This window comes from Chitinophaga horti (assembly GCF_022867795.2).
GTDB lineage: Bacteria > Bacteroidota > Bacteroidia > Chitinophagales > Chitinophagaceae > Chitinophaga > Chitinophaga horti.
Map to the genome: position 1 here is coordinate 1,171,867 of NZ_CP107006.1, position 15,250 is coordinate 1,187,116.

8 protein-coding genes are annotated in these 15,250 nt (G+C 53.3%); all 8 read left to right on the forward strand.

All coding sequences use genetic code 11. The features are described from left to right. The first annotated feature begins 130 nt into the window (after positions 1-130). Positions 131-2,395 (forward strand): GH92 family glycosyl hydrolase, encoded by a 2,265-nt coding sequence (locus MKQ68_RS04925; protein WP_264282316.1) that lies wholly within the window; start codon positions 131-133, stop codon positions 2,393-2,395. A gap of 112 nt (positions 2,396-2,507) precedes the next feature. Next, positions 2,508-3,125, forward strand: coding sequence for an RNA polymerase sigma-70 factor (locus tag MKQ68_RS04930; RefSeq protein WP_264282317.1), 618 nt, complete (start codon positions 2,508-2,510; stop codon positions 3,123-3,125). Between the two features lie 55 nt (positions 3,126-3,180). Beyond that, positions 3,181-4,143, forward strand: a complete 963-nt coding sequence (locus MKQ68_RS04935) for a FecR family protein (protein WP_264282318.1) — start codon at positions 3,181-3,183, stop codon at positions 4,141-4,143. A 33-nt stretch (positions 4,144-4,176) separates the two neighbouring features. Further along, positions 4,177-7,494 carry a TonB-dependent receptor gene (locus MKQ68_RS04940; protein ID WP_264282319.1) on the forward strand — a complete coding sequence of 1,106 codons (3,318 nt, stop codon included), beginning with the start codon at positions 4,177-4,179 and terminating at the stop codon, positions 7,492-7,494. Continuing rightward, positions 7,491-8,975 carry a RagB/SusD family nutrient uptake outer membrane protein gene (locus tag MKQ68_RS04945; protein ID WP_264282320.1) on the forward strand — a complete coding sequence of 495 codons (1,485 nt, stop codon included), beginning with the start codon at positions 7,491-7,493 and terminating at the stop codon, positions 8,973-8,975. The genes MKQ68_RS04940 and MKQ68_RS04945 overlap by 4 nt, the downstream gene beginning before the upstream one ends. 7 nt (positions 8,976-8,982) lie before the next feature. Continuing rightward, positions 8,983-11,436, forward strand: coding sequence for a glycoside hydrolase family 38 C-terminal domain-containing protein (locus tag MKQ68_RS04950; protein WP_264282321.1), 2,454 nt, complete (start codon positions 8,983-8,985; stop codon positions 11,434-11,436). Positions 11,437-11,446: 10 nt separating this feature from the next. Then, a complete protein-coding gene (locus MKQ68_RS04955; RefSeq protein WP_264282322.1) occupies positions 11,447-12,817 on the forward strand; it encodes an SGNH/GDSL hydrolase family protein in 1,371 nt (456 codons plus the stop codon). Positions 12,818-12,820: 3 nt separating this feature from the next. Next, on the forward strand, positions 12,821-15,130 hold the full coding sequence (locus MKQ68_RS04960) for a GH92 family glycosyl hydrolase (RefSeq protein WP_264282323.1): 2,310 nt from the start codon (positions 12,821-12,823) through the stop codon (positions 15,128-15,130). Positions 15,131-15,250: the final 120 nt, after the last annotated feature.

Consider the following 15,250-nt stretch of genomic DNA (forward strand, 5'->3'; position numbering starts at 1 on the left):
AAACGCTTTACAGAGGGCTGGCCACATCACGGTCAGCCTTCTTTCTTAAAAAATATCCCCGGCCAGTGGCGGTAGGCGGCCGGTTGCGTGTCATTAGGGTATTGTCCATACTAACGCGATCGTACACGTCATGAAGCAGCAACTGATTATCGCCTTATTGCTGGCCGCTTTGCCAGCCTTTGCCCAACAGAAAGACCTCGTAGCCTATGCCAACACACTACAAGGCACCAACTCCGAATACGCCCTGAGTAACGGGAACACGTATCCCACCACTTCACTTCCTTTCGGTATGCATGCCTGGTCGCCACAAACCGGTAAAAACGGCGATGGATGGAAGTACCAGTACAAAGCCACCACGATCCGTGGTTTTCAACAGGCACACCAATGCAGTCCCTGGGTAGGCGATTATGCCGTATTTACACTGATGCCGGTGGCCGGTGAACTTAAAACGCATGAAGATGAACGTGCGGCGGCCTTTAGCCACGACCGCGAAACTGCCCGTCCCGATTACTACAAAGTGACGTTCGATAATCATACGACCACCGAGCTTACTACTACCGAACGAGGTGCACACCTGCGTTTCTCTTTTCCCGCCAGGGTGCCGGCGCATGTTGTGCTCGACGGTTACAATGCGCTCAGCGGCGTGCGTATCTATCCGTCAGAAAGAAAAATTACAGGTTATGTGACCAACGGCCGTTTCATCCCGAAAAACTTTCGCAATTACTTCGTGATCGTTTTCGATCAACCGTTTGAATCGTTCGGTACCTGGGAGAATGTGCATAATCGCCAGCTGAAAGGCAACGACACGCTGGAGGCAGTGGGTGCGGGTGCTTATATTACTTTCCGGCCGGGCTCAAAGGTGTCGGCTAAAGTCGCTTCTTCCTACATCAGTGCTGAACAGGCGGAGACTACACTGCAACAGGAGTTAGGCCGCTACCGCAGTTTCACCGATACCCGTTCTGCCTCTCAGAAAATATGGAATACGCTGTTCCGCAATGTGCTGGTAGAAGGCGGCACGCAGGAAGAATTGGCTACGTTTTACTCCTGCCTGTTCCGCGCGAATCTCTTCTCGCATCAATTCTTCGAATACGATCAAAACGGGAAGCCATATTACTTTAGTCCGTACGATGGTAAGGTGCATAACGGTTACATGTATACGGACAATGGCTTTTGGGACACCTTCCGCGCGCAGTTCCCGCTCAACACGATATTACATCCAACGATGACGGGCCGCTACATGCAGGCTTTGCTTGATGCGCAGCAACAATGCGGCTGGCTGCCTGCCTGGTCGTTCCCCGGTGAAACAGGCGGGATGCTCGGCAACCACGCGATCTCGCTATTGACGGATGCCTGGGTGAAAGGCATCCGCACGTTCGATCCGAAACAGGCACTGGACGCCTACTTTCATGAGGCCATGAACAAAGGTCCCTGGGGCGGCGCCAACGGTCGCGCAGGGTGGAAGGAGTATTACCAGCTCGGCTATGTAGCCTTCCCTGAATCGCACGGCAGTACGTCGCAAACGCTGGAATATGCCTACGATGACTTCTGCGGTTACCAGCTGGCGAAGCTGACCGGACAAACGTTCTACGCACAACTCTTCGCCCGCACGATGTTGAATTACAAAAACCAGTACGATAGCACCACCGGTTTCATGCGCGGCCGAAAACTCAATGGCGACTGGCTGGAAAACTTCGATCCGTACGAATGGGGCGGGCCATATACCGAGGGTAATGCCTGGCACTGGCAATGGTCGGTGTTTCATGATGTACGCGGACTGATCAACCTGATGGGAGGCGAGCAACCTTTTCTGAATAAACTCGACTCCTTATTCACCGCACCGCCAACCGTAAACGTAGGCTACTACAAACAAATGATCCACGAGATGACTGAAATGGTGAATGCGAAGATGGGCCAGTATGCACACGGAAATCAGCCCGTTCAGCATGCCATCTATCTCTATAACTATACTTCCCAACCCTGGAAGGCCCAGGCACTGGCACGCAAGGTAATGGCAAATCAGTACAACGCAGGGGAGAATGGTTTTCCGGGTGATGAAGACCAGGGGCAGATGTCGTCATGGTACGTAATGAGCGCATTAGGTTTTTACAGCGTGTGCCCCGGCACCGATGAATATGTGATCGGCAGCCCGGTGTTCGGAAAGGCTACCATCAAACTGGAAAACGGCAACACCTTCCTGGTGGAGGCGAGAAACAACAATGCACAAAACGTATACATTCAATCGGCTACGCTGAATGGCAAGCCATATACCCATCATTGGATCAGACACAGCGATATCATGGCAGGAGGTACGCTGGTGCTGGAGATGGGAGATAAACCGGCGACAGGCCGCGGACTGGCAGATGCCGATCAGCCTTTTTCACTCAGCCGCCCATAACCGCCAGGTGCCGCCTGCCACGCACCTCGACTCGCTACCGATAAAATTGCGGCCGCGTTTAGGAAATCATGCACAAACGATTAATTTTAGCGGAAGTTTTCAGATTTCCGTAATGCAAAAAGCACTTTCCACGTACGTTGATGAAGCATTGTTCCAGCTGGTAAAGCAGGGCGATAAAGCGGCGTTTGATGAGATTTACAAACGATACTGGCAGGAGTTGCTCGATGCGGCCTATAAACGGGTGAAAGAGCCGGAAACCGCGATGGAGCTGGTGCAGGAACTGTTAGTGCATCTCTACCTGAAACGGGAAACGATCGAACTCACCACCAATTTGCGCGGATACCTGCATACAGCACTTAAAAACCGGGTACTCAATTCGGTGCGTGCACAGTTGGTGCGAAACACTTACCAGCAACATCTTTCCAGGGATGGTAATACTTTTCAGCCGGATGCTGCCAGTACTTTACAACTCAAAGAACTGCAACGCCAGATAGACGTGTCCTGCGCCAGTATGCCCGAGAAATGCCGCGAGGTATTTTTTCTCAGCCGCCGCGAACATCTTTCGTATCAGCACATCGCCGACCGGCTGGGCATATCGGTAAACACAGTAGAAAAACATATGGTGAAGGCGCTTAAAATTCTGCGCACGCATCTCAAAGAATATCATTTCTCGATTTTATGGTGCCTGATCTGGATAGGCCGCTGGCTGCATGGCCGCGGTATTTTTTAGCATGCAATGGCGGTAGCCTTGCATTCAGGTGTCAACCAATAAGAGGGATTCAACAATGGATAATACCCGGTTAAAAGAATTATTAAGCAAATACCAGGAAGGTACCGCGACTGCCGCCGAAATGCGGGAGATCGACGAATGGTACCAGTCCCTGGATGCGCAACCTGCACTCACATCGCAATTAGACGGCGAAGAACGTGTGGCGCTGGAACAACTGTTATTGCTCCGCATCACCCGCAACATTGAAGCGGCTGAGCCGATGCGTGTAGTAAAACGCCCGGCACGTTACTGGTGGGCGGCGGCTGTTGTGTTATTGCTCGGTGCCGGCGGCTGGTGGATGACGCGGGATAAAACTACGTCGCCAACACCCGTACTCGCTACCCTGGAGGCAGGCAAAAACAGTATTAAAAAGATCGTACTGCCTGACAGCACGGCTGTATGGCTCAACTTCGATAGTAAGATTACCTATTCCGCTACCGGCCGTGAAGTATGGCTGGAAGGGGAAGGCTACTTTGATGTAGCATCCGCAAAAGCACAGCCTTTCCTGGTGCATGCGGGCGGCCTCGAGGTGAAGGTGCTGGGCACCAGTTTTAATATCGATGCCTACACGCCGTCAGACAAAGTAACCGTAACAGTCGCTAATGGTAAGGTAGCGATCGGGAATGATAACGTTACTGCCACTGCACTCACTGCCGGCCAACAGGCGATCTACCTGCCGAAAAACGCAAGCCTGGTTACCGTGCTGGTCGATGCAGCAGACTTTGCTGCCTGGCGGCAGGGCCAGCTGGTATTCAGAGAAATGAAATTCCGTGATATCGCGCTTAGACTGGAACGACGCTACGATGCTCACATCCGGTTTGAGGATAATGAAGTGTCGGAAGCTTTGCTAACGGGCAGCTTCGACGATAAGGTGAGCTTATCGAAAGTGATGGACATGTTATGCGACATACACGGTTACAAATACCGCAAAACGCCCGGGAAAAACGAGTACCTGGTGTTCCGCGAACGTAAGAAATAAACCACGGGAACTGATGGTGTGAAATTGCCGGAAATGAAAGATACATTGGCAGAATGGCTGCATGCAACAACCTGGCGGGTTACCTGCCTGGTATTGGTATGTTGTTGCCTGCACTTTCTGCCGGCCTATTCGCAACAAGGTCCGGAAACACCGCTCTGGCACACGATGGTGGACATCCGCATATCTGACGAAACGTTCGAAAAGGTATTCGACCAGGTAGAGGCTGCCACGCCCTTCCGGTTCGTGTACAATCCGAATGAGATCAACGGCAGTGGCCGGGTGACGATCCGCAAACGCCTGTCCGTAGCAGCAGCCTTACAGTTATTACCGCCTGGACTTCAATATGAACTACGTGGCCGTAATATACTCATCACGCGAAAAGAAGATGTCAATACCAGGCAACTGCTCACCGGGCGTGTGGCCGACATCCAGAACAAACCGTTACCGGGTGTAAGTGTGCAGATGAAAGGTGCGCAGCATGGGGTGATCACCGACGAATCCGGGCGATTCAGCCTCGAAGGCGGGGCGGGTGATACATTGCGTTTTGGTTTGATCGGCTACTACGAACAGGAAGTAGCAGTGGGCACCACCGGCTTATTGTACGTAAGGATGTTGCCGAAACAGGCGGCCTTACGCGAAGTGGTAGTGATCGGCTATGGCACATCGAGCAAAGAAAACCTGACCACCACCATTGGCAACGTAAAAGGAGAGGACCTGAAAGAGCGGCCTTCCAACATGAATGTGATGCAAGGTTTGGCCGGCCGGGTGGCAGGCGTAAGTGTGATGATCAACTCCGGTAAACCGGGCGGCAACCCGATCGTGAAGATCCGTGGTACGGGTTCTATCAACGCCTACAACGCACCGTTGTACGTGATCGATGGCATCGTGGGAGCCGATCCGATGATCATCGATCCCAATATTGTGGCGGCTGTGGATGTGTTGAAAGATGCCGCCGCTTCGGCGATTTACGGGGCACGCGGTGCAAATGGTGTCATCGTCATCACCACCAAGAAAGGGAAGAAGAGTAGTCCGGGTTTAACGTTCCGCAATACACTAAGCGTCGGTACCAGGGCGCGAAAGATCAACCTGATGAATGCGGAGGAAGCGCTGGATATGTTCCGCCGGCAATACGAATACCTGCCTGGTCGCACCGCGCCACACCTGGATGCTGCCAACGATTTTCCGCGTAAGCAGGAATTGTTTAATGCAGACGGCACGCCCAGGTATCATACCGATTGGCAGAACGAAGCCAGCAGGGTAGCGGTATCGCACGAACATGCATTGTCTTTTTCTGCCGGGAAAGATGGGATTACGGCGCTCGTAAACTTGTCGTATAACGAGCAGCAGGGCATCTTACTGAACAGTTACTCGCGGCAGGTGAATGGCTTCGTGAACGTAGGCTGGGACGTGAACCGCTGGTTACATGTACAGGCCGTGTTGAACAGTGGCGCCTTCAAACAAAATAATGTGGATATCAATACGCTTGGACTAAATGCCGTACGTCAGATATATGAGTTCTTACCTTTTTTGCCGGTGCGTTATGCAGATGGCAGTCACTCGAGGAAGGGTGATTATCCCGGTGCGGAAGAATCTGAAAACCCCGTTCGGCTAATGAACGAGGTGCAATCCGTGGCAGGCCGCTCGTACACCATGGGCAATCTGCAAGCCACGATGCGGCTCACCAGCCGCCTGCAATTTACCGCAGGCATCAGCGGACAAACGGGCGCTAACTACAGCCTGTACTACGCCGGCCGCGATCTGCGTGGTTTCTCGGATGTACAGCAGGGCGTAGCGACGCGAGGCCATGGCAACTCCGCTTCGTGGACGTCGGAAGACTATCTCACCTGGAATGGCGAAACCGGTAAACACAAGCTGACCGCAGTATTAGGGGCCAGCTGGTATTACTTCGCCACCATGAACACACAGGCGGGAGCAGAAGGCTTCTTCGACGACTTCTTTGCGTACAATAGTCTGCAAACCGGATTGGTGCCGCAAAGGCCTGTATCTGGTTCTGGTCGCAGTACGATGAATGCGTATTATACGCGGGTCAACTATAACTACGATCACCGTTACCTGCTGGGTTTTTCTTTCAGGATGGATGGGGCCTCCCGTTTCGGCGCACGTAACGTGTACGGTTACTTTCCGAGCTTTTCCGGTGCCTGGCGCGTTTCTTCGGAACCTTTCTTCCAGGATGTGCAGTTGGTATCTGACCTGAAGCTGCGGGGCAGTTATGGCATCGTAGGCAATGCGGATATTGCAGACTACGTAACGCAGGATCGCCTGAACAGCAGTCAGGTGGTGTTTAACGGGCAGCTTGCACCGTCAGTTACACTCGCAGCGCTTGGTAACAAAAACCTGAAATGGGAAAAGGCGCATCAGCTGAACGTAGGTATCGATGCATCGCTGCTCGAAGGGCGCATACAGTTTACAGGCGATGTGTACAACCGCGTTACGAAGGATTTGCTGTACTACAAGTTATTGCCGGCTACTACAGGTTACGTAGGCGCGTACGATAACATCGGCGCGATCCGTAACAGGGGCATAGAGATTTCTGTGACAGGGGGACTGATCCGCCACCGCGATTTTTCCTGGAACACTTCTCTGATCTACGCCATGAACCGCTCGCGTGTACTATCGCTAAACGGGGATATTATTTATCCATGGGGCGGACGTATTATGGCAGGTCGGCCGCTGAATGAATTTTACGGCTATAAACGCCTGGGCACCTGGGGTACACACGAAGCGGCAGAAGCTGCGGTGTACGGTAAAAAGCCCGGTGACGTGAAGTATGCCGATCTGAATAACAACAAGGCCAAAGATGCGAATGACCGCACGGTGTTAGGTAATGGCATGCCAAAGTTTGATGCCGCGTTATCGCAGATGCTGACGTATAAAAACATTTCCCTCGGGATTGATCTGCAGGTGATTTACGGTCACAGTCTGGCCAACCTGACGCGACTGATCATGGAAACCGCCGCCCCGGCCACGAACAGCTACAAAGAAGTGCTGAATGCCTGGACGCCGGATCGACAACAAACCATGCAGCCCGCGTTTCGTTTGCCTGCGGATGGATATGACAGTGAGATCGATAGTTACAATATAGAAAGAGGTACTTTCCTGCGGTTGCGGAATGTGGTACTCTACTATCGGCTGTCTGACGCATGGCTGAAACGCGTCCGCATGCAGGCAGCTACGATCACGCTCAGTGCGGAAAACTTTTTCTTACTGACGAATTATAAAGGCTACGATCCGGAGGCCTCGTCGTTCGACGGCGACTTTAACCAGGGTGTAGACTTGTACCAATACCCGAAACCGAAAACATTATCGCTTTCATTAAACATTGCATTTTGAACCGATTGGTGCTGATCATATTACTGCTGACAGGTGTTGCCTGTAATAAGTTCCTGGAGGAAACGCCGACTGGCGCGCTAAATCCGGGCAACTATTACAAGACGCCCGAGCAGGTGCTGGCCGCCGTAAACGGTACATATGACGGTCTGGCAAGGCCTTTCGAAATTAATATCGGTATCGCCGTAAGTCCTGTGTATGCACTGGAATACATCACCGGTTACAGCCGCAGGCCAAGGCCCTCCGGCGCGGAAGACGATCAGTTCCTGCAACTGCAACGGCTCGATCCGGCTAATTCACGGTTGCAAAACTGGTGGAACGCTACGTACTACCCGGTAGAGAACTGTAACAGTGTCATCGAAAACATCCTCACAACTAAAGTGGTGGATTCGGTTATCCGTCAACGTTACCTGGGCGAAGTGTACTTCCTGCGTGCGTGGTACTACTTCCAGGCGGTGCGGTTGTTCGGCGACGTGCCTCTGAAACTTACTTCCACCAAAGATTTTAACAATGTAAAGATCAGGCGTTCGCCCACGGCGGCGGTGTATGACCAGATCGTGAAAGATTTGCAGGCGGCGGAACAAAGTGGCCTGCCGTGGACAGATATTTCGGGCCGCGTTACGCAGGGCGCGGTGAAGTCACTACTGTCAAAAGTATATATCACGATGGCGGGTTATCCTTTGCAGAAGGGAGCCCCGTACTACCAGCTGGCTTATGAAAAGTCGGCGGAAGTGATCAACAGTAAAAGTTTTACACTATTTACGAATTACACCGATCTGCGCAATGTGGCGAATCAGAATAAGGCAGAACATATCCTGATGTTGCAGCGGCATACCACCGCTGCTCCGAGTAACATACACGGTGCGTACCTGCCATACCCGGTATTGGCCATCTCGATTCAACCAGGCTATGGCGGCGCGATGGCACCAGTAACGGCTTTTTACAATAGTTATGCAGATACCGATGCCCGTAAGCAGGAGCGTGCCTTTTTTTACACCCGTTACCCGCGCTACGGCAAACCGACCGATACCATCGTTTTCCCGTCGCCGTACGTGTACAAGTTCTGGGACGATGCAGCGGAAGTATCCGGTCGCTCGGGGGCAAATTTTCCCTTGCTGCGTTATGCGGATGTGCTGCTTATTTGCGCGGAGGCTAAAGCCCGTGCAGATGGCGGTGTGACGAACGATGCGGTTGCGGTGGATGCTTATTACGCAGTGCGCCACCGGGCATTTCCGGCGGAGGCGCGTCCGGCCACAGTATCGGCGGAGGCAGCATTGAAGGAGCGGTATTGGGAGCTTTGTTTCGAGTTTCAGACCTGGTACGATATGCTGCGTACCCGGCAGGCGTTCGATGTAACGAATGGTGCGTTCGTGCCGCTGAAAGGATACAAGGCGCCTAATCATTTGAGAGCATTTGAAGACGCAGATCTTCTATTTCCATTACCATTAGCAGAAGTTCAGAAAAACCCGGACTTAGCACTATAACGACGATATGAAACGTGTGACTTTTTGGCTGGCGGTGTTAAGCACCCTGCTGGCCGGGGCTTCCCATGCCCAGCAACATTACTTTGTAGATGGTTATCATGGAGGGATCTATGGTCACTACCCACCGGGCTACACGCAGTTCATGGTGCGGCAGTTGCAGGAACATCCCGACTGGAAGATCGCTTTGGAAATTGAACCGGAAACCTGGGATACCGTGCGCCTTCGCGAACCGGCGGCATACGAGGCTTTCAGGAAACTTTTCGCCGATCAGTCAGCGAAGGGGCGTATTGAGTATGTGAACCCCGCGTATGGACAAGCCTACATGTTCAACATTTCCGGCGAAAGTATGATCCGGCAACTGAGCTACGGGATGAAGAAACTGGAAACCCATTTTCCGGGAATACGGTTTGATACTTATTCCTCGGAGGAGCCTTGCTTTACGAGCGGCCTGCCGCAGGTGTTACTCTCCTTCGGATTCCGTTATGCCTCGCTCAAAAATCCTAATACCTGTTGGGGCGGATACACCCGCGCGTTCGGCGGTGAACTTGTGCATTGGCAGGGGCCGGATGGCAGCCGTATACTTACCGTTCCGCGATACGCAACCGAAGGGCTGGTAAACAATTCAACCTGGCAGACTACTGCCTGGAATAATAGTCCCGCTTATATCACCTCCGCAAAGGCCGCAGGTATTACCAACCCCGTTGGCATGTGTTTGCAGGATGCCGGCTGGCGTAATGGTCCCTGGTTACAGCAGCGCGCCAACTACGTTACCTGGCGCGAATACATGGGCATCGCCAACCGGAAGAAGGCGACTGTTTGGCCATTGTCACAGGAAGATATACAGGTAAGTCTCGTATGGGGCGCACAGGTGCTGCAACGTCTCGCCCAACAAGTGCGCCGGGCGGAGAATAACATCGTTTCGGCCGAAAAATATGCCGCTTTGCAATACCTGTTGGAAGGTACGCCCTGGCCGCAGCAGGCGCTCGATACCGCCTGGACGGCCCTGTTACTCGCCCAACACCACGATTGCTGGATTGTTCCCTACAACCACGTCGCCCGCAAAGCCACGTGGGCGGAGAAAGTAGCACAGTGGACTGGTTTAACAGACAGCGTGGCCAATAGCATCACGGCCGGTACGCCAAAACCTTTCCTGCGTGTCGTGAATACCGCCGCATTCCCCCGTAACGAATGGGTGCCCTTCGTAACACGGAAGCCCGTGCGCATAAAAGACGCTAATGGCCAGGAAGTGCAGACTTCGCGCGGCGCGTGCGGTACACTTTGGTTTAGGGCCGCCGTGCCTGCGATGGGCTTTCAGACTTATCACCTGGAAGATGCGCCGGCTAAACAGCTATCAACCGCCACACGATATAAAGTACGCACCGATCTGTATGAATTGGAAGTCGATCCGAAACGCGGCGGGGTCATCACCAGTTTGATTGTCCGCGAAAGGCAACTGGTCGATACGCGCAATGCGCGAGGCTTCAATGAACTGCGTGGGTTCGATTACGAACGCGGAATGTGGTGTTCGAGCATGGATTCCACCGCTACCGTAAAAGTGGAAGAGGACGGCGGTCGCATCAGCCTGGAAATAAAAGGTCATTTCGCGCAGCATCCTTTTACGCAGCGGATCACCCTCGCCAACGGAGAGCCGCGCATCGATATGCAGGTAGACATTGATTCGCAGGGCCAACCGCGTATCGGCGCTTATTCGCAGGAAACGAACTATGTAGCAGAAGAACGTAATAAGGCGTTCTATAATGATAGCTTCAAACTGCAGGTGCTGTTCCCGTTACAACTGGAAGGTCAGCAGGTAACGAAAGATGCACCCTTCGATGTGACGAAAAGCCGCCTGTCCGGCACGTTCTTCAACCGCTGGGACAGTATCAAAAATAATATCATCCTGCACTGGATAGATATCACCGATGCTGGGAGCAAAGCCGGCATGGCGATTTTCAGCGATCATACCACCAGTTATGTGCACGGTCAGCACTATCCGCCCGGACTCACCCTGCAATATGCCGGCCGCGCCTTGTGGGGCAGGGATTATAAGGTAGAGGGTGCGACGTCGGTGAAGTACGCGCTGGTGCCGCATACGGGCAACTGGCGAATGGCGGGCATCTCGAACGAGGAAGTGCGCTGGTGCGAACCGCTGAAAGTAATTCCTGCTGCGGATGCAGAAGCCTTCAGCCTGCTATCGCTTAAACAACCAGGCTGGCAGGTGACCACGATGCTGATCGATGGCAACGATCTGCTCATCCGCTTATACAATACATCCGCCGGAAAAGATCAGCAGCTCAGCTTCAATGGCTCGATGAGCGCCGCCATGCTGGAAGAACTCGACGGCAAAAGACAACAACCACTGAACGTAACAAAACGCAATGGACTAAGCTCCATCCGTTTCTCCGCGCCACCATTTGGTATTCGCACGCTTCGGCTAAAAAACGTAAAGGTTAAACCATAAATACCACGACATGAAAAAATGGATCTGTTCCCTTAGCCTGTGCGTAGCAGCGTTGCAATCGCAGGCGCAGGTGAAGCCCTTTCAACAAAACGACCGTGTCATCTTTGTCGGCAACAGCATCACCGAAGCCGGCGCTTACGTGTCGTACATCTACCTCTATTACATGACGCACTTCCCCGGCCAGCGCCTGGTGATCATGAATGGTGGCATTGGCGGCGATAAGGCCTCGGATATTTACCGCCGGCTCGACTACGACATCCTCGCCAAAAAGCCCAATGTGATGGTGCTTACGTTTGGTATGAATGATACGGGTTACTTCGAGTTTAACGAAGACAACGCCGCCGAACGCGCCAAACAGCGTATCGCCGCTTCCGAAGCCAGTTACAAACTGGTAGAACAGCGATTGTTGCAGATGCCGGCTTTGCGAAAGATATTAATGTCGTCGCCACCCTACGACGAAACGGCGAAAATCGGTGGTGCGGTGTTCCGTGGTAAACAGGCCGCCCTGGCGGAAGTGGTGAAGTTCCAGGAAGCCGCCGCCCGCAAAAACGGTTGGGATTTCGCTGATCTCTACCGCCCGATGACCGCCCTCAACGTGAAGCTGCAACAGCAAGACTCCACTTTCACACTGATCGGTGGCGATCGCATTCATCCCGGCAATGCAGGCCACCTCGTGATGGCAGCTGAATTTCTAAAGTCGCAGGGACTGGCGGGCAAACCGGTGGCGGTAGTCGCGATCGATGCCAAAAAGAAATCGAGCCGTACGGAAAACTGTAGCGTGCAAGGGTTACAGGCCACACCCACAAACATCCGCCTGCAATACCTCGCGCAGTCACTGCCTTATCCCATCGATACCGTTGCACGTATATGGGGCAATCCGCAGCGGCAGGCAGATGCACTGCAATGGATTCCTTTCACCGAAGACTTTAACCGCGAGATCCTGCGGGTAGCGGGTCTGGAGAAAGGTAATTATGCTTTGAAGATCGATGGTCGCCAGTTGGGCGTATGGCCGGCGGCGGAATGGGAGCAGGGCATCAACCTGGCTTTACTGGAAACGCCGCAGCGCAACCAGGCGATGTCGGTAATGCAGCTGAACCTGCGCAGGGCAGAAGTGGAAGCGCGCCTTCGCCGGTATTTCTGGGTGCAGGGTAATTATTTCGATAAAAAGAAGATGCGCCAGCAGGATGATGCAGCCGCGCTGGACAGTGTACGCCTCGCCGCTAAAACTGACGGGATGTTGCGCTACCACGAAGAAAATTATGAAACGGCGATGTACAAAGAACTGCGCGCCCTCTGGGAGCAGGAGATAGCGACCATCACTGATCTTATCTACAAAGTCAACAAGCCGGTTGCTCACCAACTGGAAATCGTAAAAATATAGTACGTGAAAAAAACATACCTCCTTACCATGGCGGCCGCGCTTTCCGTTGCCCCGGCCGTAGCGCAGGACCCTGCCGGTTATGTAAACCCGTTCATTGGTGCCAGCACCAGCGAAGGTGCGGCCGGCATCTATCACGGTCTTGGTAAAACGTTTCCGGGAGCAGCCACGCCGTTCGGCATGGTGCAGTTAAGTCCGAACACAATTACCGGCGGCGATAATGGCTCGGGTTACAGCTACGAACATACCAGCATTGAAGGATTTGCCTTTACGCAAATGAGCGGCATCGGCTGGTTCGGCGACCTGGGTAATTTCCTGGTGATGCCTTCCGCTGGTCCGCTGCAAACGCATGCCGGCAGCGCTAAACATCCGGAGCAGGGCTACCGCTCCAACTACGATAAGGCGTCCGAAAAAGCATCCGCTGGTTATTACCGGGTAAAGCTTACAGAACATAACATCCTGGGCGAAATGACCGCCGCCCCGCATAGCGGCATCATGCGCTTCACGTTCCCTGCCGGGCAGCAGTCACGTATTCAGATCGACCTGGCCCGCAGGGTAGGAGGCACATCTGTCTGGCAGGAAATAAAGGTACTGGACGATCGCACCATTGCAGGCTACATGAAGTGTACGCCTGATGGCGGCGGCTGGGGCAACGGGGATGGAAAGGCCAACTTTACGGTCTACTTCTACGCTCAATTCAGCAAGCCGTTTACCAAACATGGCGTATGGAGCGCCGATATTCCAGCTGACTGGACGCGCAAACGCGATGAGGTGCAAAGTGATCGCTACCAGCAAAGAGTGGCGTCTGCAAAAGTAATACCCGGCGTAAAAGCTTTCGAAGGTAAACACCTGGGCTTTTACACAGATTTCGCGACCACCGAAAATGAGGCCGTGCTGTTAAAAGCAGGCATCTCATTCGTAAGCATCGACGGCGCCAAAGCCAACCTGGAAAAGGAAATCGCCGACTGGGCATTCGAGCGGGTGAAACAGGAAGCACATACCTCCTGGAACAAAGCCCTGGCGAAAGTGAATATCGAAGGCGGCTCGGAAGAAGAAAAGACGGTCTTCTACACCGCACTCTATCACACCATGATCGATCCCCGCCAGTTTTCGGATATTGATGGCCGTTACATCGGTGGTGATGGCAAAGTGCATCAGCCCACTAACTTTAACAAACGCACGATCTTCAGCGGGTGGGATGTATTCCGCAGCCAGATGCCGTTACAAACAATCATTAATCCTGGACTGGTCAATGATATGATCAATTCACTGGTAACACTGGCGGATGAAACGGGCAACCAATACCTCGAACGCTGGGAGCTGCTAAACGCCTATAGTGGCTGTATGATCGGTAATCCCGCCGTATCGGTAATCGCAGATGCGTACGTAAAAGGGATCCGCAAGTTCGATATAGCCAAAGCATACACGTATGCGAAGAATACGGTGGAGAAATTCGGCAACGGCACAAAAGGTTATACATCCGGCGGACTGAGTGTTTCGCTCACGCTCGAATACGCCTATTTCGACTGGTGTATGGGACAGCTGTCGAAAGCCTTGGGAAAAAGTGCAGATGCAAAGTTATATACCGCCCGCAGTGCCAATTACCGCAACGTGTTCGATGCAGAGAAAGGCTGGTTCCGCCCGCGGGAGGACGATGGCAGCTGGATGGCCTGGCCGGCAGAAGGCCGCATGCGCCAGGGATATGGTACGATTGAAAGTAGTCCTTACCAGCAGGGCTGGTTCGTGCCGCACGATGTGCCGGGCATGACGAAGCTGATCGGCGGTAAGGATAAAGTGTTGCAGGAGCTGACAACCTTCTTCGATAAAACGCCGGAAAATATGATGTGGAACGACTATTACAACCACGCCAATGAACCGGTGCACCATGTGCCGTTCCTGTTCAACCGCCTCGGCGCACCCTGGCTTACGCAGCGTTACACCCGTGAGATCTGCGCCCGGGCCTACCGTAATGCCGTGGAAGGACTGGTAGGCAACGAGGACGTTGGGCAAATGTCTGCCTGGTACGTACTGGCCGCCAGCGGACTGCACCCGGTATGCCCCGGTAGCCCGCGGTACGAAATTACCAGCCCGGTGTTTAACAGCATCACCTTCGGCCTGGATCCTGCCTATGCAAAGGGCAGTCAGTTTACGGTACGCACCCGCCACAACAGCCGCGTAAACGTGTATATACAGCGCGCCTGGCTGAACGGCAAACCGTATGCACACAGTTACATCGACCATGCTGCGATCGCGGCCGGTGGCGAGCTGGAACTGGAAATGGGGCCAACGCCGAATAAGTCCTGGGGAATTAAATAAAAAATCTTTTCCGGCGGATGGCGGTAGCCACTTTTACAGGTGTCATAGCTTATAAGGGTCCGTAAACTGGTCCGCCGGTAAAACAGTTCATTTTATCACCAAAGCGAAAAATTCACCACG

Excerpts from the sequence above, each read along its gene's own strand:
- MKQ68_RS04925 (WP_264282316.1), top strand. The coding sequence starts at position 131 with ATGAAGCAGCAACTGATTATCGCCTTATTGCTGGCCGCTTTGCCAGCC.
- MKQ68_RS04930 (WP_264282317.1), top strand. The coding sequence starts at position 2,508 with ATGCAAAAAGCACTTTCCACGTACGTTGATGAAGCATTGTTCCAGCTG.
- MKQ68_RS04935 (WP_264282318.1), top strand. The coding sequence starts at position 3,181 with ATGGATAATACCCGGTTAAAAGAATTATTAAGCAAATACCAGGAAGGT.
- MKQ68_RS04940 (WP_264282319.1), top strand. The coding sequence starts at position 4,177 with ATGAAAGATACATTGGCAGAATGGCTGCATGCAACAACCTGGCGGGTT.
- MKQ68_RS04950 (WP_264282321.1), top strand. The coding sequence starts at position 8,983 with ATGAAACGTGTGACTTTTTGGCTGGCGGTGTTAAGCACCCTGCTGGCC.
- MKQ68_RS04955 (WP_264282322.1), top strand. The coding sequence starts at position 11,447 with ATGAAAAAATGGATCTGTTCCCTTAGCCTGTGCGTAGCAGCGTTGCAA.